Source organism: Bifidobacterium coryneforme (genome assembly GCF_000737865.1).
GTDB lineage: Bacteria > Actinomycetota > Actinomycetes > Actinomycetales > Bifidobacteriaceae > Bombiscardovia > Bombiscardovia coryneformis.
Genome location: NZ_CP007287.1, coordinates 687738 through 712682 on the forward strand (window position 1 = coordinate 687738; position 24945 = coordinate 712682).

The window sequence follows — 24945 nt, forward strand, 5'->3', positions numbered from 1 at the left end:
GAGCAGACCATATGACTGAAAACGTCACCGACACTACATTGACCATGAATAACGGGGTTCAGATTCCACAGCTGGGACTGGGTGTCTTCCAGACCCCGGACGGAAAGGCGACCAGTCAGGCGGTCACCTGGGCACTGCAGGCAGGCTACCGCCACATCGACACAGCCATGATTTACGGCAATGAGGAGTCCGTTGGTCAGGGCTTACGCGATTCCGGGCTGAAACGCCGCGATGTCTTCCTGACCACCAAGCTCTGGAACGATGACATCCGGTCCGGTCGGGCCAAAGAGGCTTTCGAGGAGAGTCTGGACAGGCTGGGCACCGACTATGTTGACCTGTATCTGATTCACTGGCCGGCCCAGGGGTGGCAGCAGGCATGGCAGGACATGGAAGAGCTCTACAGGCAGCGGCGTGTCCGGGCAATCGGGGTCTGCAACTTCCAGCAGCACCATCTGGAGGAGCTTCATTCCATCAGCTCCACCAAGCCTGCCGTGAATCAGATTGAGTCCTCGCCCCAGTTCGTGAACCAGGAACTGATCGACTATTGCCACGGTGAACTCAGGATCGATGTGGAAGCATACAGTCCCCTCGGCGGCACCGGCGGCTCCGTGCTCTCTGATCCAAGGCTCGAGTCCATCAGCAGGAAGGTCGGCAGGTCTCCGGCACAGGTTGTCCTCAGGTGGCATATACAGCGTGGGCTGATCGTCATCCCCAAATCCACCCATCAGGAGCGGATCGAGCAGAATGCCCAGGTATTCGATTTCACCCTGGATGAGGACGATATGAAGGCCATCTCGGCTATGGACTCCGGCATCCGTGCCGGTGCGGACCCGGATAACTTCGACTTCTGATTCAGGAGGACCGGGCTCGGAGACATGCTCTCCGCCCGGTCCCGGATTCGGTGCTTCCGGACACATGCGGACGGGGCCTGCCAAGGATGGGCTGGTTCAGTTCCCGTCGAAACCTGTATCGAATCCGTTGGCAAGATTGGACTTGGCCGCACGGATGGTGGCATCGTCCGACTCCTGTTCCTGCGGTGATCCCGAGATGTCGCGGTGGATGGACTGCATCTGTACCTCTATGTTCTGCAGGGACCGAGAGCAATCCAGCAGTGTCTGGGAGTGCTCAGCCAGGCGGTTGTCCGGCAGATCCGACTTGTACCGGAGCTGGTGCTCAAGAGAGGCCCAGTAATCCATGGCGATCGTTCTGAACTGCACCTCGACCGGGGTGTAGTGGGGACCGGAGGTCAAAAAGACCGGCACCGCGTAAATGACATGGAGGGACCTGTATCCGTTCTGTTTGGGGTTGCGGATGTAGTCCTTGACCCGGAGCACCTGGATGTCGGACTGGTCCGAAAGGTAGCGGGAGACCGAATAGACGTCGTCGCGGTAGTTGCAGATGACCCTGACCCCGGCCACATCGAAGATATGGTCGCGAACGGATTCGATCGAGACCGGCAGGTCCTTGCGGTGGAGCTTGCCTATCAGGGAATCCACGCTCTTCAGTCTGCGCTCCATGTGGTGGATGGGGTTGTGGCTGAACCTGACCTGGAATTCGGTGTCGAGTACATCCAGTTTGGTGGAAATCTCATACATGGCACCTTCATAGGTCTGCATGAGGTTGACGAATTCAACGATGTCGTCCTTGCTCAGTCTGGGGCGTTCCTTTTCGTCAAGGTCCGAAAGGCGTTGCCTCATTTCGGATGCGCTCATGGTGCTGTTCCGGTCGAGTATCACGCAAACCTCCCAAGCAGTCCTTGAATAGGAACACCCCAATGGTACGCACATGCCGTGATGGTTTCCTGGACGTCGTCTGTGGATACAATCAGGGCTTATGAGGACAGGACAGAGCGTGGAACCCTCCAAGGTCATGGACGGGGGAGTGGCCGATCGTGGCGTCTACTACGTGCATACCTTGGGATGCCAGATGAACGAGCATGATTCCGAACGCATCGCCGGGGTCCTGGAGGCCCAGGGATACAGGCCGGCCAGCCTTGAGCAGGTGGAACGCCGTGAGGTGGACGTGATGGTGCTCAACACCTGTGCAGTGCGCGACAACGCCACACAGCGGATGTACGGGACCATAGGGCGTTGGCGTCGCTTCAAACAGCACAAGCCCGATACCCGGATCGCCGTGGGCGGGTGCATGGCCCAGAAGGACAGGGACCGGATCGCGGAAACGGCCCCCTGGGTTGATGCGGTATTCGGAACCAAGAACATCGGCGCTTTACCTGGATTGCTTGCGAAGGCCGAGGAGACGGAGCGTTCCCAGGTGGAGGTCGTGGATGACCTCATGGTCTTTCCCAGCCAGTTGCCGACGGTGCGTGCATCGCGCTCGCAGGCCTGGGTCTCCATTTCCGTCGGCTGCAACAACACCTGCACCTTCTGCATCGTCCCCGCTGTACGTGGCAGGGAGCGGGACCGGTCCATGGATGACGTTTTGGGGGAGATCCGACGCTGTGTCGACGGAGGGGCGCGGCAGGTCACCCTCCTTGGGCAGAATGTCAACTCTTATGGTTGGTCTGTAGGCGACAGGTTCGCCTTCTCCAAGCTACTCAGGGCTTGCGGGCGGATCGATGGGCTTGAACGGGTCAGGTTCACCTCGCCCCATCCGGCTGCATTCACCGATGACGTGATTCTCGCCATGGCCCAGACACCCAACGTCATGCATCAGCTGCACATGCCTCTCCAGTCAGGGTCCGATCGGGTTTTGAGGGCCATGCGCCGCTCATACAGGTCCGGGCGCTTCATGTCCATCCTTGACAAGGTCCGCCAGGTCATGCCCGATGCTCAGATCAGCACCGACATCATCGTCGGCTTCCCGGGTGAGACCGAGGAGGATTTTCAGGAGACCATGCGGGTGGTGGAAGAGGCTAGATTCTCATCCGCCTTCATCTTCGAGTACTCGCCCAGGCCCGGCACCCCTGCCGCGGGGATGGAACAGTTGCCCAGGGAGGTCGTTCATGACAGGTTCGAACGTCTCCAATCCCTTCAGGAGGCAATCACCCAGGAGCAGATGCGTGGCTTTGTCGGCAGGCAGGTGGAGGTCCTGATTGAAGGAGGCCACGGTCGCCACGATCGGACCACCCATAGACTGACCGGGCGCGAGCGAACGGGTGTCCTGGTCCATGTCGGCAGGCCTCAGGGGTTCCCGGAGCCCAAGGTCGGAGACCTGGTCACCTGCACCGTTACGGATTGCGGTCCCCACTACCTTGTTGCCGACCCCGATCCGGAAGCCGGGCAGGTCTATGAAGTCAGGTGAGGGAATGGGCGGCGGGGGACTCCGCATCGTTTCCATCGTTGGTCCTACCGCCTCTGGCAAGACGGGTCTGGGGGTGGCCCTTGCCCTGGCCCTGCGCCAACGAGGTGAACAGGCCGAGATCATCAATGCCGATGCCTACCAGATGTACCGGGGGATGGATGTGGGTACGGCCAAACCCACGGCCGAGGAACGTGCCGCCGTACCCCACCATCTGGTCGATGTAATCGAACCCCGGGAAACCATGAGCGTGGCCCGATTCCAGGAGATGGCCAGGGGCCTGATAGACGATTTGCGGGAGCGCGGTGTCAGGCCCATCCTGGTGGGTGGTTCGGGTCTCTATACCCGTGCCGTCATCGATGACCTGTCCTTTCCCGGGACCGACCAGGCGGTACGGTCCCGCATCGAGGAGCGGGCGGAGAAGGAGGGGGCCGGTCTGCTGTTCAAAGAGCTGGAGGAGAAGGACCCCCGGGCGGCGGCTCGGATGGACCCACGAAACGTGCGGCGCACGGTCCGGGCCCTTGAGGTCATGGAGATTACAGGTCGTCCCTATTCCGCCACCCTGCCCCGGTACCGTTACCTCCTGCCGGCTGTCCAGATCGGTCTGGACCTGGACCGGGAGGAGCTGGACAGACGTATAGATGCCAGGACCGAAGCCATGCGCCGCAACGACCTGGTGGGTGAGGTCCGTCGGCTTCGCGGCAATCTGGGTACCACTGCAGCCCGTGCACTTGGGTACCCCCAGGTGGAGGACTATCTTGATGGACGCACCGATCTTGATGATGCCTTCTCCCTGATAGCCCAGAAGACAAAGCGTCTGGCCCGAAAGCAGATGGGGTGGTTCGGGCGTGACCCCAGGATCCACTGGTTGAATGCCCTGGCGCCCGATCTGACCCGTCGGGCATTGGACCTGGTGGACCAGGCGGACAATGGCGATTTCGACGGAGCCGACCGTGAGGCGGACCAGGACGAAGGCCTTTACGGTACCCGGCATCCTCTGGGTTCTCTGGACGGGGAATCCATCTGACTCCCAGTGTTGACTTCAAGTGCTTGAAGTTCATAGGGTGGCGAATATGACAAGCACCACGGAAGTTGAACCACCATCGGGCGCTCCTCGGTGGTACACGATTCGACAGACCTCCCTGATGACGGGCCTACCGGAGTCCACGCTCAGATACTACGAGCCCATCGGCATGATTCCGCCCATCGCCAGGGATCCCTCCAGTGGTCACCGCTCTTATAACGACGGTGATATCGACCTGTTGCTGACGGTCTCCTGCCTCAGCGCCACGGGCATGTCGCTGGAGAACATGAAGGAGTATCTGGCCAACCAGAGCCACGGTTCCGAGCGGGCCGGGCGGCAGATGGAATTGATGGCCGAACAGGGTCGTCGTCTGGATGCGGAGATTGAGCGCCTTCAGGCGCAACGTCGCTATGTTGAGGTCAAGGTCCGGTACTGGCAGCACATCCGAGACCATGATGAGCATGGCGCGGCACAGATTCTCGACCAGGGCTCCTCCATCATCGAGGCGGCCCGGTGCAGTGTGGTCAAAAAGGCAAACATGGAACGGCCGGTCGAAGATAAGCCGGCAGAAGGGGGAAGGCAATCATGAAGGCTGTGATTTTCGAGGGGGCCGGGGCTGACGGTCTAGTGGTCAGGGATGTTCCGAAGCCGGAGATTCAGGAGCCGTCCGATGTGGTGGTCCGTGTTGTTCGGGCCTGTGTCTGCGGTTCGGACCTCTGGTACTACCGTGGGCTGACCACCAACGCCCCCGGCAGCACCCTGGGTCATGAGGCCATAGGTGTCGTCGAAGAGGTCGGCGACCAGGTCGCCACTGTCCGTAAGGGGGATTTCGTCATCGTTCCCTTCCCCTTCAGTTGCGGCCGCTGCCCGATCTGCAAGGCAGGATTCGAATCGGCTTGTCCCAACGGCGGGTTCTTCGGGGGCGAGCCGGGTATGGGGGCCCAGGCCGAGTATCTGCGTGTGCCCCAGGCTGACGGGACCCTGGTGGTGGTTCCGGGTGGAGTGGAACGTGCGCGCGGTTTCTCCGAAGAGATGCTGGCATCCCTGTTGACCCTTTCCGACGTGATGGCCACCGGGTACCACGCAGCGGTAAGTGCCGAGGTGGGGCAGGGCGATATGGTCGTTGTCATCGGCGATGGTGCCGTGGGCCTCTGTGCGGTTCTGTCCGCTGGCATGCGTGGGGCTGGCAGGGTTGTGGCCATGAGTCGCCATGAGGACAGGCAGGAGTTGGCCAAGATCTTCGGTGCCACCGATATCATTGCCGAGCGCGGCGATGAGGGTGTGCGTCGTGTCATGGAGTTGACCGGCGGGTATGGTGCCGATGTCGTCCTGGAATGCGTGGGTACCAAGGAATCCAACGAGAGCGCTTTCGCCATGGCCCGTCCTGGTGCCATTGTGGGCAGGGTAGGGGTTCCCCATGGGGTGACCATCCCGGCGCAGGAGACCTTCTACCGCAACATCGGTGTGCGTGGCGGCCCTGCCACGGTGCGCACCTATGACATGAACGGGCTTCTGGACAGGGTCCTTGAAGGGAAAATCAATCCGGGACGTGTCTTTACGGCAGACTTCGGACTGGAGCAGATTCATGACGCCTACCGGGTCATGGACCAGCGCAGGGCAATCAAATCCCTGCTCAAGGTCAGTGAGGTCTGACCCGATTACCGAATTGCCGTGTCCCGGCGGCCTGTGCCCGTCTACCTGTTTCCGCGACTGTCTGCGCATGTGTGTCGTGGGTAGGTCCGACCAGGAAATCAGTGGGCGGGTCCCTGATCCCAACCGGCGATGAGGAAGATCCTGGTCGGGTTGACCGGCCTGATGATGGTGGCGAAGAGGGACTTGAGTCCCGATATGTCGCCCAGATATGCCCGGTGGGTGGCCTCCTGATAGGTGCGGCGGTCCACCGAGCCCCAGTCCAGATCCCATCCGGCATCATGGGCCAGGCGGGATGTGAATACGCGCAGGGTCATGGCGTTGCCCCTGTCAAAGGGGTGAAGGAAGCCCAGCTCGTCGTAGTAGTAGGCCAGCCTGTCGACGAAATCCGGCCTGTCCATGCTGGTCAGGTTCCGCTCTGCGGCCAGACCACCACCGATGCTTGCGGCTCCCTGGTTCAGGAGGCCGGCGGGGAAGTAGCCTTCCGGCTGTGGTGAAGCCTCATCGGCGGCGCGCAGGCGACCTGCCCAGGGGCCGAGCCGTCCGAAGAGGCGGGTGTGGATGGCCCTGAGCTCTTCCAGGTCGCAAGTGGGCGCCCAAGGTCGGCGGCAGACCAGGATGGTTGCAATGAAGACGGTGTCGGTGGCAATATCCGTGGTTTGGCTGCCGGTCTGTGCAATCAGAGCATCGTCGTCGATGTTTCCCGCTGAATATGCTGCCGCCATACCCATGGCATGCGTACTGGGTCTCAATCCGTCAATAAGAAGGTTGCGGCGGGCGAAGGCGATTGCGCTCTCGCGTTCGGCGGGTGTCATGCCACCGATGCTAGTACCGCCCGTCCTGCCTCGCCACCGGATGACCCGTCTGAATTCTTTGTGGACGCTGGCTGGACGTCAAGCGGTGGGGTGGGGTATTGGGTAGTCTGAAAGGCGTTATGACACGAAAGCAAGACACAGACAGGAAGGGCCGGTCCGGGTCGTCGAAGTCCGGAGGCACCAAGAGCGCAGGCCGGTCATCAGGGTCGGATCAACCCCAGGAAGCCTTATGGCACAAGGTCCTGCTTGCCTTGCCCAGGGGGATCGGCTCCCTGATTCGCGGCCAGACCGGTGATGAGTATGATCCGGCATATCGCAAGGATGGCATCTGTTTCATCCTGGTCATCCTGGCGGTGTTCTTCTGCGCCAGCGAGTGGTTCCGTGTCGATGGATTCCTGGGGCGCGGTCTGCACGTGGTGGCTGCCGGATCCCTGGGGTTGTGCAGCGTCATTCTGCCTGTGGTCCTTCTTATCGTGGCCTACCGGCTGGTAAGGTACTCCGGTCATGAATCCGGCAACATCCATGTGGTCGGTGGCCTCTTCGTCCTCCTCTGGTCGGTCTGCTCGATTCTGGACGTCATCATGGTTTCGGACCAGCGCGGTTTTGACTTCCAGGCGGTCACAGCCTCCGGCGGCCTGCTTGGTTTTGCCTTGGGGTCGCCCCTGGCCTGGGGTCTTTCCAAGACCTTCGCAGCCATTTTCTTCGTCATCGTGGCCATCTTTGCCCTACTGTTGATTTTCCAGGTTCATGTCAGGGACATCTTCGACTGGGTCCGTGCCTTTTCCGATGGGAAGGGTGAGACCGCTTCGGACGATGCGGAGACCGAGGCCTATCCCAACGAGGTCAGATTCGACGATGGCACGCTGGACATGGCCCCGGGCGTCCCCACCCATGACGGGCGTGGTCAGGATGGTGAAGACGACAAGGCATCCGCCGGGGGGAATTGGTTCCAGCGCCTCTTCCGTCGTAGGAAGTCTGGCGGGGATGATGACCGCCTTGAGCACTACGAGGCCGATGATCCCTTTACTCAGGCGGCCAATCTACCTGACGGCACCGATGGTGACCCCTATGGAGCTTCGGCTGATGCCGATTACCCCGAGATGGGTGGCATGCCAATGAACGGAGGAACCGTCGATGAGACGGATTCTTTGGATCACGATGGTGATTCGGGTGTCGATTCCTCCACAAGGCAGCTGCAGGTGAGCCCTGCTGCCCTGTCCGGGGTGGGGGCTTCGGACCCGTGGGCTGCTGCGGCTGCCGCAGCCGATACCGCTCAGTTCGGTAAGGTCGATTCGCGGGCCGTTGCGGACGGGGAGGATTCCCCGGAGGAACCGGAAAGCGCGGCCGAGCCGATCGACGAATCCCGTCCCTATGTTCTGCCCAGTCCCGACCTTCTCTCCAAGGGGAAGCCCCATGCGGTCAGGACCCAGGCCAACGACAATGTCATCAAGGCCCTGCAATCCACGTTCCGCCAGTTCGACATCGATGCCAAGGTGGTGGGTTTCCTGCGCGGCCCCTCCGTCACCCAATATGAGGTTGAGCTGGGCCCGGGTGTCAAGGTCGAGAAGGTCACCAATCTTCAACGCAACATTGCCTACGCTGTGGCCAGTTCAGATGTGCGGATACTCTCTCCCATACCCGGCAAGTCTGCCATCGGCATTGAGATTCCCAACGTGGACCGTGAGATTGTCCATTTGGGTGATGTCCTGCGTTCGGACCAGGCCAGGAGTGACGACAATCCGATGATGACGGCCGTCGGCAAGGACGTTGAAGGGCATTATGTCACGGCTGATCTGACCAAGATGCCCCACCTTCTGGTGGCTGGCGCCACGGGTTCAGGCAAGTCCAGCTTCATCAACTCCATGCTCGTCTCACTCATCATGAGGGCCGCCCCGGAGCAGGTCCGCCTCATCATGGTCGACCCCAAACGTGTGGAGCTCAGCGCCTATGCGGGTATTCCCCATCTGCTGACCCCGATCATCACCGACCCCAAAAAGGCTGCCCAGGCCCTGGAGTGGGTGGTCAAGGAGATGGATGCCCGGTACGACGACCTCCAGTTCTTCGGCTTCCGCCATGTCAAGGACTTCAACAAGGCGGTACGTGAAGGCAAGGTCCATGCCCCGGCCGGATCCAACCGGAAGGTGGCGCCGTACCCATACCTGGTCGTGGTGGTGGACGAGATGGCCGACCTGATGATGGTCGCCAAGAATGATGTGGAGAGTTCCATCCAGCGCATCACCCAGCTGGCACGTGCGGCCGGTGTCCACCTGATTCTGGCCACCCAGCGCCCTTCGGTCGACGTGGTGACCGGTCTTATCAAGGCCAACATTCCATCCCGTCTGGCCTTCGCCACCTCGTCCTCCACGGATTCCCGGGTCATCCTGGATGCCACCGGGGCCGAGACCCTGATTGGACAGGGCGATGCCCTCTTCCTGCCCATGGGTCAGGCCAAGCCGACCCGTGTCCAGGGTGCCTGGGTCTCCGAGTCCGAAATCCGCAGGGCGGTCGACTATGTGCGCACCCAGCGCAAGCCCCACTACCGCGAGGACATCGAGCAGATGGCCGATACGGCGGAGAAGAAGAGCGAGATCCAGGAGGAGATCGGCGACGACATGGACGAGCTCCTCCAGGCTGCGGAGTTGGTGGTGACCACCCAATTCGGCTCCACCTCCATGCTTCAGCGCAAACTCCGCGTGGGCTTTGCCAGGGCCGGCCGACTCATGGATCTTTTGGAGTCCAGGGGAATCGTCGGACCCTCCGAGGGGTCCAAGGCCCGTGAGGTGCTGATACAACCATCCCAACTTCAGGAGGCCCTGGCCTTCATCAGAGGCGATCAGGCGGCCATCGGTCCGGCCCAGGCCGATTCCGAGGACGACGGGCAAGCGGATGGCTGAACTTAAACCAGGTCAGGCATGGAGTGGTCTACCGTTAGGATGGCACTACAGCATGGCACTGGGACGCGTGCAAGGCTATGAAACGAGCTGCGAATAAGGAGTGGTAATGCAGGAGCATGCCGAGTCTACGACCTCTGGTGGGAAGCACTCGCTTCTCGACGGGTGGAATAGCCCTCCCAACCTGGTCACCTATACCCGGATTCTGCTGGTCATCGTCTTCATCATCCTCGACATCATGGCAGGTGACTGGGGGCAGGCTGATATGGGGCTGCGCTGGACCGCGGCGGTGCTCTTCATCATTGCCGCTTCGACCGATAAACTCGATGGCTGGATGGCCCGCCGCTATAACCAGGTCACCGAGCTGGGCAAGCTGATGGATCCCATAGCTGACAAGCTCCTGGTCTGTTCCGCTTTGATCATCGCCGCCCTCCACCATGAAATCTGGTGGTGGGTCACCATCCTCTTCCTTGTCCGCGAAATCGGCATCACCCTGCTCAGGGTCATGGTGGTCAACAAGCGGGGGACGGTCATCGCCGCCTCCAATTCGGGCAAGTACAAGACCCTCTTCCAGTGTCTGGGTCTGGGGATGCTGATGGTGCCCCTGGGGTCGTCCTGGTCCTGGTATCTGCCCATCACGCGGGCGGTCATCATCCTGGCCCTGGTGCTCTGCCTCTATTCGGGTGGAGAGTATCTGGCAGGGGTTTACGGTAGCGGATCGCGGGCGGCCTCTTCCCGTTCATAAAGGACGCCGGAGGTATAGTGAGGCATAGCCCCAGGCCTGGTCCGACGTATGGCCCGGCTCTTCCTGGGGTAGCGAGGTGACCGATGAACACTGGAATGCAGGATTGCTGCGATGACCTGGCCGGCAGGGTCATCGACATCTGCCGAGACTCCCGGTTTTACCTGGCTGCGTCCGAGTCGCTGACAGGAGGGCTTTTGGCGGATGCCTTCGTCAGGATTCCCGGTGCCTCCGATGTCTTTCTGGGGTCCTCCGTTACCTATGACATCGCCGCAAAGGCCTCCGTTCTGAGTGTCAATCCGAATCTCCTCAAGATGCATGGTGCGGTCCATCCCCGAGTGGCCGAGGAGATGGCTCTGGGAACGGCCCGTTTATACACCCAGTATGACTACGAGGGCAGGGTCATCGGCATGGCCACCACGGGGGTTGCCGGTCCCGGCCCTGATGGAGACAACCCTGCCGGCTTGGTGTACATCGGGTATGCGCTGCCCAGGCGGCTGATCGAGCCGACGGCCGTCCACCGTGAACTGGTCGACGATTACCGGACCCTGTCCTATGAGCTTCACCTGGAAGGCGACCGGGAGCAGGTCAGAAGGGAAACGGTCATGCGGGTGCTTGATAGACTGAACAAGACTCTGATGCTCTATACGTGACCTTGGTCACAGATAACGCCGTCCGGTTCATCCGCTGGAATAATCCCCCGGTGTGCCGGTTGGTTCTTGTGTAATTGAATACGAAAAGCAGGAAGTTGCGAAAGGGGCTGCAATGGCCAGCACCGAGACCGTGATGACGAGGAATGATACGAGGTATGACGCCAAGCCGGCAGCGTCGGCGACGGAGTGCAAAGCCCGCGTTCGTGATCTGACCCCTGCACAGCGCCGGGCTGTGGTTTTCGCCCAGCAGCAGGTGGTCAAAGCCCGGGCCGCCAAGAAGGCCAAGGAAGAACGCCAGGCCAGCCTGAACAAGATGTGGATGGAAGAAGACGGTATGGAGGCGGGTAGGCAGCGTGCCTCTTCGGTAAAGGAGACCCAGACGGTTTCGCACACGGTTTCCCTGCGTGAGGCACTGGGGCACGTGTTGCGTGAGCTTCGCACCAATGATCACAAGACCCTGCGCGAGGTAAGCGAAAAGGCAGGTGTCTCCTTGGGGTACCTGTCCGAGGTGGAACGAGGCCAGAAGGAGGCCAGTTCCGAGTTGCTCAGCTCCATCGCCGAGGCACTGGGTCTGGGTGTTCCCCAGACCCTGCGTATGGTTGCCGACTACCTGGAATCGACCCAGGAGTGAGCTCCGGGATTGTTGACTGACAGCTCCCGTCGGCTTGCTGCTGACCTGCCGTGATGAATCGACCCGGCTGTATTTCTGCTCTGTACTGATTCGGGTTGGCTTGAGGATTGTCCAATATGAGTGTGGCGTCCGGTCCGTAAGGTCCGGGCGCCATTCCATGTTTCCGGGGTTGTTCGCCTTGGTCCCGGGGCTGGAAGAAAGTTGAAGCGGAGGTGGTCTTTGTGCGTGAACGGGAGTTCTGGCAACTCTTGGAGGAAGTCTTCGGCCGTGTCTATGGGCGCAGCCTGGCTTGGGACCAGCGGCTGGATCGACTGGACTCCATGACTGTGGTGGAGGCGCTCGGCGAAGGGGTGGAGCCCCGCGTGGTCTGGAACGTTCTCTGTGACCAGATGGAGATTCCCGATTCGCGCCGGTGGGGAAGGGACCACAACGCCCCGCCAATGCCGGCCGTCTGATTGGATCTGGTTCCCCTGTCGAAGAGGTTTCGAACATTTGTTCGCATGGCAGGTTATACTGTCATACAGATGATTCGGGTGTCATCTGCTCGTTCGACCACATTGGTCGGGATCTCCTCCCGGGAGATTTGAGACGGATAGCATGAGGTTCGTAAGGACGTTATGGAAAAGGAGAGCCATATGGCACGACAGAGCAACAGTGGCAAGGCGAAGAAGGAGCAGGAGGACGGAATCGATCCCCGTCGTCAGGCAGCCTTGAACACCGCCCTCGCACAGGTTGAGAAGAACTTCGGCAAGGGTTCGGCCATGCGCCTGGGAGACAAGCCCGCCCAGGATGTCGAGGTCATTCCCACCGGCTCCCTGGCTCTTGACATGGCTCTTGGCATCGGGGGGCTGCCCCGTGGGCGCATCGTGGAGATATACGGTCCCGAATCCTCCGGCAAAACAACCCTGGCACTACACGCAGTGGCCAATTCCCAGGCCAACAGGGGAGTGGCGGCCTTCATTGATGCCGAGCACGCCCTGGATCCTGAATATGCCCGGAAGTTGGGCGTCGATACCGACTCCCTGATTGTTTCCCAGCCCGACAATGGTGAGCAGGCCCTTGAGATTGCGGACATGCTGATTCGTTCCGGCGCCTTGGACATCATCGTCATCGACTCGGTGGCCGCCCTGGTCCCCAAGGCCGAAATCGAAGGCGATATGGGCGACAGCCACGTCGGTCTCCAGGCCAGGCTGATGAGCCAGGCCCTGCGTAAGATGACGGGTGCCCTGTCCCAGGCCAATACCACGGCCATCTTCATCAACCAGCTCAGAGAGAAGATCGGAGTCTTCTTCGGCAGCCCGGAGACCACCACGGGTGGTAAGGCGCTGAAGTTCTATTCCTCTGTTCGTCTCGATATCCGTCGCATTCAGACCCTGAAGAACGGGGACGAGGCAGTCGGCAACAGGACCAAGGTCAAGGTGGTCAAGAACAAGATGGCTCCGCCCTTCAAGATTGCGGAGTTCGACATTCTGTACGGTGAGGGCATCTCCGAGGAGGGCTCGGTTCTTGACATGGCCTTGGAGACCAATATCATCAAGAAGTCCGGATCCTGGTTCACCTATGAGGGCGATCAGTTGGGTCAGGGACGAGAGAATGTTCGTCAGTTCCTTAAGGATAATCCTGGTCTGACCAAGGAAATTGAAGATAAGGTCAAGGCCGCTTTCGGACTCGCGACCGAGCCCAAGGGGGACGAACAATCCGTGGACGGAGGCAAGTCCGTGCCTGGTGATGCCGGTTCCTTGGCGGCTGCAGGGTCAGCAGCCAAGGCGGACCCGGGTAAGGGTGCCCCTATGACGGCCCAGGCCGCATGATCGATGATTTCGGCAGAGGACTTCCTTAAGTCCAATCCGATCCGGCTCCCCGAAACAGGGGAGCCGGAACCTGGCGCTCCTGCTCAGGACGGGGACGGAGATAGCCGCGACCAGGGTAATCGTATCGACAGCCAGGAGAGGGGCCGAACCAGATTCAAGCGCAAAGGCAGGCGTGCTTATCCGGTTCATCAGCCCAAGGCTGGAGGCTTTGGTGCCAGCGATATGGCTGCCAAGGAGGTTCGGCCTGATGCGGACAGTGTGGATGCCTGCCGCGAGGCGGCCTTGACCCTGCTGGATGCCTCGGCCCGGTCCAGCGGAACCCTGGCCCAGCGTCTGTCCAACAAGGGGTTTACTGGACCTACCATCGAGCAGGTCATAACCAGACTTACCCAGCTGGGGCTTCTTGATGACCGCAGATATGCTCAGGACCTCCTCCGCTCGTGCCTCCACCGCACCATGGGGGAGCGAGGCACCCTCAACGAGATGACCCGAAAGGGTCTTGACCGCTCACTGTCGGAGGATGTCATAGCGCGGGCTGCCGAAGAAGGTCTCTTTGTCGACTCGGCCTATGAGCTGGGTCGCAAGGTTGCCAAGCGGACAGAGGGTCTCGCTCCCGACATCCGCAGGCGTCGCCTCTGGGGTGCCGGTTCCCGGAAGGGACATAACCCATCCCTCCTGACCCAGGTGGCCAATGACCTCCTGGCCGACTCCGATACGGACGTGTGAAAGTCTCGCCCCGTAGGCTTTGATTATTCGGCGGATACGTGATGGGAATGGTCGCAATGGCGGCATGTGTCTGCCGTGTTCCCTGCATGAAGTGGGATGAGACCTCTCATATACCCCGGGTTCTGTCATCCGTCGGAGTCCGACAGGAGGATGGCCATCCATCTCGACCTGACGTTACCGCCAGGCTCTAGCGGCCTACCCGAAGGCGGGACGAGCAGCCCCTAAATGCCTTCTGCTTGGCCTTGCTCCCGATGAGGCTTGCCATGCGACCGCTGTTACCAGCGGCCCGGTGGTCTCTTACACCGCCGTTTCACCCTTACCTGCCCCAGGGGCAGGCGGTCTGTTCTCTGTTGCGCTATCTCTCAGGTCGCCCTGGGCGGACGTTATCCGCCATCGTGCTCTATGGAGCCCGGAAGTTCCTCAGCCATTCCCGAGAGGAATGGCCGCGGCCATCGAGAGGTCTCGAGGGGTCAGCTTATCCCACCTGAGGGACCGTCGCCACCCCGGTTCGTCGATTGGAGGGCGGGCAACCTTCGGCAGCGGGTCTGAATGCAAGGAACCGGACCAATGGACTCAGATTGCCTACATGCAAATGTGAGCCTGCAATCAGCAAATGCCTGCTTCTTTCAGCTACAATCGAATTGACAGTCGACGGTGACTTTCCCTCACCGTCGCACAAGCGGGTTGACCGCTTACGAGTGCAAGGAGATTCTCATGGAGATCGTCATTACCGGACGTCATACCCAGATCAAGCAGCGGTTCCGTGATGTCGTCGAGAGCAAGATGAATCGTGTAACGGCCATAGCTCCTGATGCTCAGCGTATCCAGGTCATGCTGACCCATGAAGGCAATCCTCGCCAGGCCGACAGCGCACAGCGGGTTGAGCTGACCGTTCAGGCCGGCAAGACGGTGATTCGTGCTGAGGCTTCCAGCGCCGACGAGTTCAGTGCCTTCGATATGGCGATAGACAAATTGACACAGCGTCTGCGTCGCACACGTGATCGGCGCAAGGACCACCGGCGTGGTCTGGACCATGCCCCCCTGCCGCTCGAAGTGCCGCTTGCGGAGACGCCTCGCCCACAAGACGTGGCGGCACCGGAACCGGACAACAGTGCACAGGATGCCGTGGCATCCGACCTCGGGCCAGGAGAGGCTGTCGAGGTCCAGGTCGGGGACACCCCGATCGTCATTCGCAGGAAGTTGCACATCGCCGAGCCGATGAGCATCGACGAGGCGCTGTACGAAATGGAGCTGATCGGTCATGACTTCTTCCTCTTCGTCAACAAGGAGACCAACCGACCCTCCGTCGTCTACCGCAGGCACGGGTGGAGTTACGGCGTCTTTGAGATTGACACCCCCGAGCATGTCGGCAGGGAGTGAGCTGTAGCGATTGTCGGCCCGCCGGTCCCGGACGGATGGATAGGAAGTCCTGGTCGGCGGGTTTTTCATGTCCTCTGCAAGGGGTCTCCGACGGCCATGGAAACGAAGTGGGGACAGGGTCTCTGAGGGTGGCTTGCGGGTACCCTGCCGATGCCGTGCCGAGGCTGACGCAGGTCGCATGGTGAAAATCTGTGCGTTCGCGTAATATGGTGGAAGTCTGGGCCTCCGTCGGCTCATGATGGTGTGACGGGGGATTGAAAGAACGTATAGGGAGCGCAACGTGGTAGCAGTCTTGGACAAGGTCCTTCGTATGGGTGAAGGACGGCAGATCCGTAAACTTCAGGGAGTCGCCGACGCGACAAACGCCCTGGAGGACAAGATCTCCGCCATGGATGACGAAGAACTGAAGGGCCAGACGGCGAAGTTCAGGGAGCGCCTGGACAATGGTGAGTCCCTTGATTCGTTGATGCCCGAGGCCTTCGCGACCGTACGTGAAGTTTCCAAGAGGACCCTCGGACAGCGTCACTTCGATGTCCAGCTTATGGGTGGGGCCGCCCTGCACTGGGGGAATATCGCCGAGATGAAGACAGGCGAAGGAAAGACTCTGGTTGCCACCCTTCCCAGCTATCTGAATGCCCTGGAGGGCAAGGGTGTCCACGTGGTCACGGTCAATGATTACCTGGCCTCCTATCAGAGCGAGCTCATGGGTCGCATCTTCCGCTTCCTGGGAATGAGTGTCGGCTGCATCATCACCGACCAGAAGCCCGCGGAGCGTCGCAAGCAGTATGAGGCCGACATCACCTATGGAACCAACAATGAGTTCGGTTTCGATTATCTGCGCGACAACATGGCCTGGGACAAGGCCGACCTGGTCCAGCGTGGGCACCACTTCGCCATCGTGGACGAGGTTGACTCCATCCTGATTGATGAGGCCCGTACCCCGCTGATCATCTCCGGCCCTGCCGATGGTGATGTGACCCGTTGGTACCGGCAGTTCGCCAAACTGGCCCCAAGACTGAACCGGGATGAGGATTACGAGGTCGACGAGAAGAAGAAGGTCGTCGGCATCCTGGATCCGGGTATCAGCAAGGTTGAGGACTATCTGGGCATCGACAACCTCTATGAGCCCGGCAACACGGCCCTGATTGGTTACCTGAACAACGCCATCAAGGCCAAGGAGCTCTTCCTGCGCGACCGCGACTATGTGGTCCAGCGCGGCGAGGTCCTGATTGTCGATGAGCACACAGGCCGTCTGCTCAATGGGCGTCGCTACAACGAGGGTCTTCATCAGGCCATCGAAGCCAAGGAAGGCGTCGAGGTCAAGGCCGAGAACCAGACCTTCGCCACCATCACCCTGCAGAACTACTTCCGCATGTACGACAAGTTGGCGGGCATGACCGGTACGGCCGAGACCGAGGCAGCCGAGTTCATGAACACCTATAAGCTGGGTGTGCTCCCGATTCCCACCAACAAGCCGATGATCCGCAAGGACCGGGACGACCTGATCTACCGTTCCAAGAAGGAGAAGCTGGCCGCCATCGTCAAGGATGTGGCCAAGCGTCATGCCAAGGGGCAGCCGGTCCTCTTGGGCACCGCCTCCGTGGAGTCTTCCGAGGTGGTCTCCTCCCTGCTCGACGTGGCCGGAATCGACCACCAGGTGCTCAACGCCAAGCAGCACGCACGTGAGGCCTCGGTTGTTGCAGTGGCCGGACGTAAGGGCGCCGTGACCGTGGCTACGAACATGGCCGGTCGTGGTACCGATATCATGCTGGGCGGCAATGTGGAGTTCCTGGCCGACCAGCAGCTCAAGGAGCAGGGATACTCACCGGATGACACCCCGGAGGAGTATGAGAAGCTCTGGCCCCAGACCCTCGACAAGGTCAAGGAACAGGTGAAGGACGAGCACGAGGAGGTCGTCGATCTCGGCGGACTCTATGTACTCGGCACCGAGCGCCATGAGTCCCGGAGAATCGATAACCAGCTGCGTGGTCGTTCCGGCCGTCAGGGAGACCCGGGTGAGTCCCGCTTCTACCTGAGCCTGGAGGACGACCTCATGCGGCTCTTCAACACCCAGCTGGTGGCCAGGGTCATGTCCTCCGGATTGCCCGAGGGTGAGCCCATCGAGTCCAAGAGCGTTTCCAAGGGTGTGCGTAACGCCCAGAAGTCGGTCGAGTCCCGCAACTACGAGATTCGCAAGAACGTGTTGAAGTATGACGATGTCATGAACAAGCAGCGCAAGGTCATCTATGCCGAGCGTCAGGCGGTTCTCCAGGGCGAGGACATCCATGATGATGTCATGCGCTTCATCAAGGAGACCATCGAGTCCTACATTCGGGGTGCTCAGAAGGGGTCCGACAAGCCCAAGGACTGGGATGCCGATGGGCTCTGGAAGGCTCTTGGCTCGGTCTATCCGATTACCCTGGACCAGGACGAGACCATGAAGTCCCTGGAAGGCAGCAAGGGCGATAAGGCCGTCAAGGCCCTCTTGACGGAGGTCCTTGATGATGCCGAAGGCATCTACCGTGAACGCGAGGAGGAGCTGGGCGAAAAAGGCACCCGCCAGCTGGAGCGCCAGGTTGTCCTCTCCGTGCTCGACAGCAAGTGGCGTGAGCATCTCTACGAGATGGACTACCTCAAGGACGGTATAGGCCTGCGTGGTATGGGTCAGCGCGATCCTCTGGTCGAGTACCAGCGCGAGGGCTATCAGATGTACAACTCCATGATTGATGCCATCAAGGAGGAGAGTGTTCAGCTCCTCTTCAATGTGGATCTGGCCCAGATTGCCGCCAGCCAGGAGGCTGAGGAGTTGGCCCGGAAGCAGGAATCCGAACAGGAAGGTGAAGACCTGACTGATCAGGATGCCGAGGAGGACGCTTCCGAGGAGGTCAGCTATACGGCCCCTCAGGATCCCGATACCGCGGATGAGGATGCGGAAATCGACGAGGTGGACGGTCAGAAGTCCGGCAATGAGGATCTGTCCGACCAGGACGAACGAGGGTCTGCCGTGGTTGGTCCGGAGCCTCTGAGCCATGCCGATGGCAAGGTCCCTGTCAACAAGCGTCCCAAGGCCGAGGAGGAGCACTCTCCCTGGTCGGACGGCAGGACCTTCCCCGGTACCTCCAAGAACGCCCCCTGCCCATGTGGTTCGGGTCGTAAATACAAGATGTGCCACGGACAGAACGAAATGTGACGTGCCCTAGGTACTGTTACTGAATTCAGGACCTGTGGTCGAATCGGGAATCCTCCGTGGGCTCCTGGTTTGATTGGCGGCCATCGCCCATAAGGGCGGTGGCCGTTTTCCATATGCCGGTCGTGGGGTGACCATCATTCGGGACGGTCCTGCACGGGAGTGAGGACGGGGGAGTAAACCTGGAGCAAACAGGGATGCTTCACGCCCCAGATCAAAGGAAAGAGTCATCATGCGGCCACTTACCTGGAAATCCATCCTGAACTCGCTGGTGTCCGGACGACACCTGAGCGCGGATGAGACCGAGTGGTACATGAACGACCTGATGGATGGGAACGCCGACCCGGTTCAGGTGGGTGCAGTCCTGTCCATGCAGTCGGCTTTGGGGTTGACCAGCCAGGAGGTTGAAGGGGCGGCCAGGGCCATGGTGGGGCATGCGGTGCCTCTGAAGGTCAGTGGTGACGTGACTGACATTGTCGGTACGGGCGGCGATGGGGCGGCAACGGTCAACCTGTCGACCATGGGCGCCATCGTCGCCGCCGCGGCAGGGGTCAGGATCGTCAAGCACGGGAACAGGGCCGCTTCCAGCAAGAGTGGTACAGCCGACTGCCTGGAGCAGCTTGGTCTCCCGTTGGACCTGAAGCCACGTGATGTGGCCGATATGGCTGATCGGTTCGGCATCACCTTCGCCTTTGCCAAGACCTTCCATCCCGCCATGCGCTTTGTGGGCCCAGTCCGCTCGGCTCTGGGCATTCCGACCGTTTTCAACCTGCTTGGCCCCCTGACCAATCCGGCCCAGCCAAGCCATGTGGCCATCGGCTGCGCCCAACGCCAACTCAGCCCCATGATGGCCCAGGTCTATGCATCTCGGGGGCAGGAGGGGATGGTCTACACATCGGCGGAAGGTCTTGATGAGATGGCCCCGACCGGTCCGGTCTCCATCTGGGAGATTCGCCGGGGACAGGTGGAGGAGAGGACCTTCGATCCGACTCGTGAATTGGGAATCGACCCCGTTGATATCAATGACCTGCGCGGCGGTGATCCCGCCTTCAACGCCGGCGCTGTCAGGGACTTCCTTGCAGGAAAGCCGGTTCCCTCACGTTCCACGGCCCTGCTCAATGCGGCATCCGCCATCGTGGCGGACGGATCATTAATCAACATGGGCCCCGGGGCCGATCTGACCTCCCGCTTTGCCCAGGCCTATCACCTGGCAGAGGAGGCTGTGGACCAGGGCAGGGCCGCCAGCCTGCTTGCGTCCTGGGTGGAAGGGGCCCGGGCGGCAAGGTCCCACTACGAGCAGGACTGATGTGCGTGAAGGGTCTTTGCCCTCAACGCCGGTACAGACGTTCGTCGTCATCGAAGAGGCCGCTTGAGGACTGACGGAAGCTCTTCCTGTCGATGATGAGTCCAGAGATTCCGATCAACAGAAGTAGGCCAGCCAGGATGCCTGTCAGTCGGGACCATCCGGGAATGAGTAAGGTCAGGAAAAAGCAGACCAGGCCCAAAACGGTCATGATGAGGTAAACGATTCTGCTTCTGCCGAGGTCGCTCAGATCGGGATCGGGCGGGGTGAAGGTCGACGACCCGTCCATGACCTCATCGGTGTCGAGCCAGCTCCTACCTTGGAAATCGCGTGGACCGGCGCCGCCGACAAAAGAGCCCTGCCTGAGATCCTCTGCCTTCAGAGCCGCCTTCTTCTCGGACTTCCGAGCCTTTTTCTCGAACTTCCTTGCCGTCCTGGATGACTCCAGTGAATTCAACTCGTCTGCATGCGAGTTCAGGAAGTGCTCCCACTCCCCATTCTCCTGTGCGGACCCGGTTCCCTCATCGCTGTTATACTGTTCCCCGGCGTTGTTATTCTTGTGCTCGGTCATGTAACCATCGTAACCTCGGCGGAACGCATCCGCTACCAAGGAGGCCTTGTGCTGTATTGGTTCTTCGTCAAACTGCTTGGTCCGTTGGCCCGTACCTGGTTCGGACCGACCGTCGAAGGTGCGGGGAACATTCCCAAGGATGGGGCCGTGATCATCGCCTCCAACCACCTGGCCGTAATCGACGATGCCCTCCTGCCCATCACCTGCCCGAGGATGATTCACTTCATGGGCAAGGCCGAGTATTTCAACGGTAAGGGATTCAAGGGCAGATTCAAGAAGTGGTGGTTCAGCTCGGTCGGGGTGTTCCCCGTTGACAGGTCGGGTGGTTCCAAATCGCTGGGAGCCATGGAAACCGCGCGTTCCATCCTTGAGCACGGGCATATCTTTGGTATTCACCCGGAGGGTACGCGCAGCCCTGACGGTCGGCTGTACAGGGGGCACACCGGGGTGGCGCGTCTCGCTTTCGAGACCGGGACGACCGTGGTTCCCGCAGCCATCATAGGTACCAGGGAACTTCAGGAGCCTGGTCGTGTGTTTCCTCACCGGGGCAGGACAAAGGTCATCTTCGGCAAGCCCATTCCCGTGCCCTACACTCCCGTCAACAGTCTCACCCATGAAGAGGTCCGTAACCTGACCGATCGGATCATGCAGGAGATTCAGGAGATGAGCGGGCAGCGGTATGTGGATGTATATGCCCAGGTCATCAAGGCGCATCAGGCGAAGAAGGAGCTCGACTGACGTTCCGGTCTGCCGAAGGATGCCTGCGGGCAGGTCATCAGACCACGGTCAGGGTCACCACTGCCGGTGAGCCATCATCATTGACCACCTTGACCTGACTGCCTGGTTCAGGGTCCTGGATTCGCACGGTATGGGTCAGGTTGCCCAGGGGTGCGGAGATGTTGACCTTGAGCCCGTAGCCTTCCAGAATCCTGGTGGCCTCGTCCTGGCTTTTTCCTTTGACATCAGGCATGGAGATGGCCTGCGGTCCCTTGGACACCACCACGTCGACCGTGTCCCCCCAGTGGAGTTGTTCCTGGGCCTGATGGGAGGCGGATACCACCCGGTTGCGGGGCACTTTGTCCGACCAGTCCTCACGGTAGTTGACGGTGAGTCGAAGGGCCTCCAGGGCAGCCTTGGCTTCTTCTCTTGACTTGCCGACGATGTCGGGCATGGCCACCGGCATCTTCCCCTTGGACAGAACCAGGGTGACCTGGGTGTCGTGGCGGGTCCTGGTTCCCGGGGCGGGGTCCACTGAAATCGCCGCTCCCTCGGGTATGTCCATCGAGTACTGATCCTTGGACTGGTCATGGTCTATCCGACTGAACCCAGCTGTTTTCAGGGCCTGCAATGGGTCCTTGCCTTCGGCGGTGTCTGCTGTGAGGAGGTTTTCCGGCACCGTGGCCTCACGGACGCCCTTGGAGACGGTCAGTTTGACTCGACCCATCCTCTTGCTGATGCGGGATCCCACCGTGTCAGGATCCGCTGCCATGATGGCGCCTTTGGCCACAGAATCGCTGAAGTCATAAGCAGATTCCATCTCAATGCCGGCGACCTTGAGAGTGCGGGAGTACTTGGCGAAATCTGCACCAATGACCTTGCAGGCCTGGTTTTCAGCGCAGGAAATATCATCAGGCTTGGGGAGGGTGTGATAGCTGCCGGGCCCCATGAAGTACCACCAGGAACCGCCTCCGCCCCCTGCCAGGGCAAGGACGAGGATGACGATGAGTGCGATGATCAGTGCCCGCTTCCCCTTTTTCCTGCTGCCCGACCCTGAGGGGAGCTGCTCCTCGCCTTGGGCCTCTGCCGGCAGTCCTGCATCGCTCTGGAGGCCTGGTGCCAGGGGATCAGAGCCGATTCGGGTGGTCTCCGACGGGTTCGTGGCTGGGGACGACATGACCTGGGTCTGTTCGGGGTTGACATCGTTCAGGATGTACCTGCGGGTCTCCGCTGAAGTCGCCCTGTCGGTTCCATCCCGTCCGGGCGTTTGCGGGGGCGCCGGCACTGGCGGGGCGGGGGAGACCGGCTGGTCCATATCGGTGGTGGCGTCATGTTTATCGGACTGAGGTAGGGAAGACCCGTCGGCAGTCGCGTCCGATGTCTGCTGGACCCCGTTGGTGCTGTTTGTCGCCTCTGGAGCACGGGGGGCGGGCATGATGAACTGAAGCGCCTGCATGCTCAGCCCATGTTGGACCTGATTCAATTCCTGCAGGGCCTGGGTGGCATCCTTGGGCCTTCCCGCGATGGAGCGACTTGTCAGACGGGTGACCATGTCGGAAACGGCCGGGTCAATGCCTGGGCAGACCTTTGACAAGGCGGGGACATCCTCATGGACGTGCTTGAAGACGATGGTGACGGGGTTCTGGCTGGCGAATGGGACCGTGCCTGTCAGCATCTCATAGGCCATGATTCCGACTGCATAGAGATCGCCCTGGGGGGTGGCCTGGTTGTTCTCGATGGTTTCGGGGGCCAGATATGCGGCTGTTCCTAGGAGCATGCCGGTTGAGGAAAGGGTGGCCTGTGAGGCGGCCCGTGCCAGGCCGAAGTCCGTGATTTCCACGTGGCCCCGGTCGTTGAGGAGGATGTTCTCCGGCTTTATGTCGCGATGGACCACTCCGGCCTGATGCGCCGAGGAGAGGCCATCGAGGATCTCACCCAGGATACGCATGGTCTCCCGCAGGTTGAAGGTCACCTGACGGCCCATCTCCTGGCGCAGGCTGATGCCGTGCACATACTCCATGACCAGGTAGTCCAGTCCCTCGAAAAGCCCGGTGTCGTAGACCTGGACGATATGGGGGTTGGCGATTGCCGCGGCCGACTGGGCCTCGCGGCGGAACCGTTCCTCGAACTGGGCGCGGTGTGGGCCCTGGGCCAACTGCGTATGCATGACCTTGACGGCCACATGGCGGTTCAGCCGTTCATCCAGGGCCTCGTAGACCGTGGCCATTCCACCCTCCGCCACCTTGCGCAGGATGCGGTAGCGGCCGTCGATGATTCGGTCCCTGGTCGTATCTTCCGCTTCACTCATGCTGGTATCGTATGGCCTTCTGGTCGCTGGGGAGGCTGGTTCGGCCTCCTTATCCGTCAATTCCATGCCTATGATACCCGGGAGTCGCGGCATCGGGCATGAAACGGCGGCAGGCCCGCTCGATGATGGAGCCCTGCCTGTCATCCAGTGACAACTCTCGGCACAGGTTGGCTATTTCCTCATAGACCGAACTGGTCAGACGATCCATACGGTTCCGGCTTTTCTCCACAGCCCCGCTGGTCTCCATCAGGCGTCGGACCCATGCCACCTGATCCGGTGTGCGTTGGGGTGCCCTGTAGGCCGCCCTGAGCCTTTCGGCCTCATCCTGAGAGGCCATTGAGAGGGTATCGGCAAGGAGTACGGTCCGCTTCCCCTCCAGGATGTCCCCTCCCTGGGGTTTGCCGGTCTGACCGCTGCGGCCCTCCACATCGAGGAGGTCGTCTCGCAACTGGAAGAGGAGACCGAGATGGAGGCCGAGATCATAGGCCAGGGCACGGGTGCGGTCCGGGTCGATGCCGCCTGCCATCAGTCCCAGGGCAAGGGGTGCCATGGTCGTATAGGAGGCTGTTTTCCATCCCATGGTCCTGAATGCCTCACGACGCAGCTGTTCGGGATCATCTAAGGGCATGATTTCCATGCCCATATCGAGGACCTGCCCGGTTTCCACAGCGGTCTGCATGCCGAAGAAGGTCCGGAGGATGCTCTCGCCCGATGGGAGGGAGGCGGACGCCCTGGAGACCAGATCGGAGCTGGAGGTGGACAGCAGGTCTCCCAGAAGGATGCCCAGCCCACGCCCCCTGGCTGCTGTCGCTTCTGAACTTCGACCGGCACCGAGGTGGTCCTGACGCATCGGATTTCCGAGGTCTGTTCGTTCAGGGTTCTCCTCGGGGCCTGTCAGGTTCGACAGGACCATATGGGAGGACGGTTTGCCGCGGCGAAGGGGGGAGTTGTCGATGATGTCGTCATGGACCAGGGCACTGGTCTGGTAGACCTCCAGCGCGCAGGCCAGATCGATGACTGCCTGGTCGGTGTTCTCTTCGCCTGCTCCGATCGCCCAATAGGTGTCCCAGAGCAGGAGTGCCCTCAGTCGTTTGCCGCCCCGGCCGGCCCGGCCGGCCTCGTCCCACACGGCATTCAAGGCCTGTAGCGGGGCCGGGATGCCGTCTGTGCCCGTTTCCGGCTCGCCGAGGTGGTCCTGCCGACAGGCCTCGACCAGTTCGCTCATCCGCTGTTCGATGGTCTCAGGTGTGAGGGTTTCCATGGATATAAGCCTATCCA

General features: G+C 60.8%; 20 protein-coding genes, 1 other RNA gene and 2 pseudogenes. 17 read left to right on the top strand and 6 right to left on the bottom strand.

Translation table 11 applies throughout. From position 1 onward, the window contains the following. The first annotated feature begins 11 nt into the window (after window positions 1–11). A complete protein-coding gene (locus tag bcor_RS02520; protein WP_033497169.1) occupies window positions 12–851 on the top strand; it encodes an aldo/keto reductase in 840 nt (279 codons plus the stop codon). A gap of 96 nt (window positions 852–947) precedes the next feature. Here the strand turns inward: bcor_RS02520 and bcor_RS02525 are convergent, their stop codons facing one another. Next, window positions 948–1697, bottom strand: coding sequence for a GTP pyrophosphokinase (locus tag bcor_RS02525; RefSeq protein ID WP_420796643.1), 750 nt, complete (start codon window positions 1695–1697; stop codon window positions 948–950). Between the two features lie 136 nt (window positions 1698–1833). Here bcor_RS02525 and miaB point away from each other — a divergent pair, with 136 nt between their 5' ends. Genes miaB through bcor_RS02545 form a run of 4 tightly spaced genes read left to right on the top strand, consistent with a single transcriptional unit; the run spans window position 1834 to window position 5935 of the window. Next, entirely contained in the window at window positions 1834–3261 is a 1428-nt protein-coding gene (gene miaB / locus bcor_RS02530) for a tRNA (N6-isopentenyl adenosine(37)-C2)-methylthiotransferase MiaB (protein WP_051875618.1), read from the top strand. Between the two features lie 4 nt (window positions 3262–3265). After that, window positions 3266–4285, top strand: a complete 1020-nt coding sequence (gene miaA, locus bcor_RS02535; protein WP_033497436.1) for a tRNA (adenosine(37)-N6)-dimethylallyltransferase MiaA — start codon at window positions 3266–3268, stop codon at window positions 4283–4285. Window positions 4286–4331: 46 nt separating this feature from the next. Next, window positions 4332–4871, top strand: coding sequence for a MerR family transcriptional regulator (locus bcor_RS02540; protein WP_081870319.1), 540 nt, complete (start codon window positions 4332–4334; stop codon window positions 4869–4871). Next, complete coding sequence (locus tag bcor_RS02545) at window positions 4868–5935, top strand: alcohol dehydrogenase catalytic domain-containing protein (RefSeq protein WP_033497165.1); 1068 nt, start codon at window positions 4868–4870, stop codon at window positions 5933–5935. The genes bcor_RS02540 and bcor_RS02545 overlap by 4 nt, the downstream gene beginning before the upstream one ends. A gap of 98 nt (window positions 5936–6033) precedes the next feature. Here the strand turns inward: bcor_RS02545 and bcor_RS02550 are convergent, their stop codons facing one another. Next, on the bottom strand, window positions 6034–6747 hold the full coding sequence (locus bcor_RS02550; RefSeq protein WP_033497163.1) for a Fic/DOC family protein: 714 nt from the start codon (window positions 6745–6747) through the stop codon (window positions 6034–6036). A gap of 119 nt (window positions 6748–6866) precedes the next feature. Here bcor_RS02550 and bcor_RS02555 point away from each other — a divergent pair, with 119 nt between their 5' ends. From bcor_RS02555 to bcor_RS07635, 7 genes are all read left to right on the top strand, one after another. Further along, window positions 6867–9641, top strand: a complete 2775-nt coding sequence (locus bcor_RS02555; RefSeq protein WP_033497161.1) for an FtsK/SpoIIIE family DNA translocase — start codon at window positions 6867–6869, stop codon at window positions 9639–9641. 106 nt (window positions 9642–9747) lie between these two features. Continuing rightward, a complete protein-coding gene (gene pgsA, locus bcor_RS02560) occupies window positions 9748–10383 on the top strand; it encodes a CDP-diacylglycerol--glycerol-3-phosphate 3-phosphatidyltransferase (protein WP_033489903.1) in 636 nt (211 codons plus the stop codon). Window positions 10384–10478: 95 nt separating this feature from the next. Continuing rightward, the gene (locus bcor_RS02565; RefSeq protein ID WP_033497159.1) at window positions 10479–11033 is read left to right on the top strand and encodes a CinA family protein; all 555 of its coding nucleotides are present in this window, start codon (window positions 10479–10481) and stop codon (window positions 11031–11033) included. A gap of 133 nt (window positions 11034–11166) precedes the next feature. Then, window positions 11167–11664 carry a helix-turn-helix domain-containing protein gene (locus bcor_RS07630; protein WP_033490810.1) on the top strand — a complete coding sequence of 166 codons (498 nt, stop codon included), beginning with the start codon at window positions 11167–11169 and terminating at the stop codon, window positions 11662–11664. A gap of 221 nt (window positions 11665–11885) precedes the next feature. Next, the gene (locus tag bcor_RS02575; RefSeq protein WP_033497432.1) at window positions 11886–12119 is read left to right on the top strand and encodes a DUF3046 domain-containing protein; all 234 of its coding nucleotides are present in this window, start codon (window positions 11886–11888) and stop codon (window positions 12117–12119) included. A gap of 180 nt (window positions 12120–12299) precedes the next feature. Beyond that, the gene (gene recA / locus bcor_RS02580; protein ID WP_051875619.1) at window positions 12300–13475 is read left to right on the top strand and encodes a recombinase RecA; all 1176 of its coding nucleotides are present in this window, start codon (window positions 12300–12302) and stop codon (window positions 13473–13475) included. A 3-nt stretch (window positions 13476–13478) separates the two neighbouring features. Beyond that, complete coding sequence (locus bcor_RS07635) at window positions 13479–14201, top strand: regulatory protein RecX (RefSeq protein ID WP_033497157.1); 723 nt, start codon at window positions 13479–13481, stop codon at window positions 14199–14201. A 93-nt stretch (window positions 14202–14294) separates the two neighbouring features. On the opposite strand, the gene rnpB is transcribed toward bcor_RS07635, so the two are convergent. Next, an RNA gene (gene rnpB, locus bcor_RS07355) (RNase P RNA component class A) lies at window positions 14295–14666 on the bottom strand. Between the two features lie 249 nt (window positions 14667–14915). Between rnpB and hpf the strand changes: the two genes are divergently transcribed. The 4 genes and pseudogenes from hpf (at window position 14916) to trpD (ending at window position 20074) form a co-directional block, all read left to right on the top strand. Next, window positions 14916–15581 (top strand): ribosome hibernation-promoting factor, HPF/YfiA family, encoded by a 666-nt coding sequence (hpf, locus tag bcor_RS02590; RefSeq protein WP_033497155.1) that lies wholly within the window; start codon window positions 14916–14918, stop codon window positions 15579–15581. Between the two features lie 280 nt (window positions 15582–15861). Beyond that, window positions 15862–18352: pseudogene (secA, locus tag bcor_RS02595) on the top strand (preprotein translocase subunit SecA); the annotation flags it as partial. Between the two features lie 233 nt (window positions 18353–18585). Beyond that, a pseudogene (locus bcor_RS07770) lies at window positions 18586–18771 on the top strand (SEC-C metal-binding domain-containing protein); the annotation flags it as partial. 229 nt (window positions 18772–19000) lie between these two features. Beyond that, window positions 19001–20074: an anthranilate phosphoribosyltransferase gene (gene trpD / locus bcor_RS02600; RefSeq protein ID WP_033497153.1), complete on the top strand. Its 1074-nt coding sequence runs from the start codon at window positions 19001–19003 to the stop codon at window positions 20072–20074. Window positions 20075–20096: 22 nt separating this feature from the next. Here trpD and bcor_RS02605 read toward each other — a convergent pair whose 3' ends face one another. Beyond that, on the bottom strand, window positions 20097–20642 hold the full coding sequence (locus tag bcor_RS02605; RefSeq protein WP_051875620.1) for a hypothetical protein: 546 nt from the start codon (window positions 20640–20642) through the stop codon (window positions 20097–20099). 48 nt (window positions 20643–20690) lie between these two features. Here bcor_RS02605 and bcor_RS02610 point away from each other — a divergent pair, with 48 nt between their 5' ends. Then, window positions 20691–21380: a lysophospholipid acyltransferase family protein gene (locus bcor_RS02610; protein WP_033497151.1), complete on the top strand. Its 690-nt coding sequence runs from the start codon at window positions 20691–20693 to the stop codon at window positions 21378–21380. A gap of 37 nt (window positions 21381–21417) precedes the next feature. Here the strand turns inward: bcor_RS02610 and bcor_RS02615 are convergent, their stop codons facing one another. After that, a complete protein-coding gene (locus bcor_RS02615) occupies window positions 21418–23667 on the bottom strand; it encodes a Stk1 family PASTA domain-containing Ser/Thr kinase (RefSeq protein ID WP_033497427.1) in 2250 nt (749 codons plus the stop codon). Between the two features lie 49 nt (window positions 23668–23716). Continuing rightward, a complete protein-coding gene (locus bcor_RS02620) occupies window positions 23717–24928 on the bottom strand; it encodes a polyprenyl synthetase family protein (RefSeq protein WP_158332622.1) in 1212 nt (403 codons plus the stop codon). Between the last annotated feature and the right edge of the window lie 17 nt (window positions 24929–24945).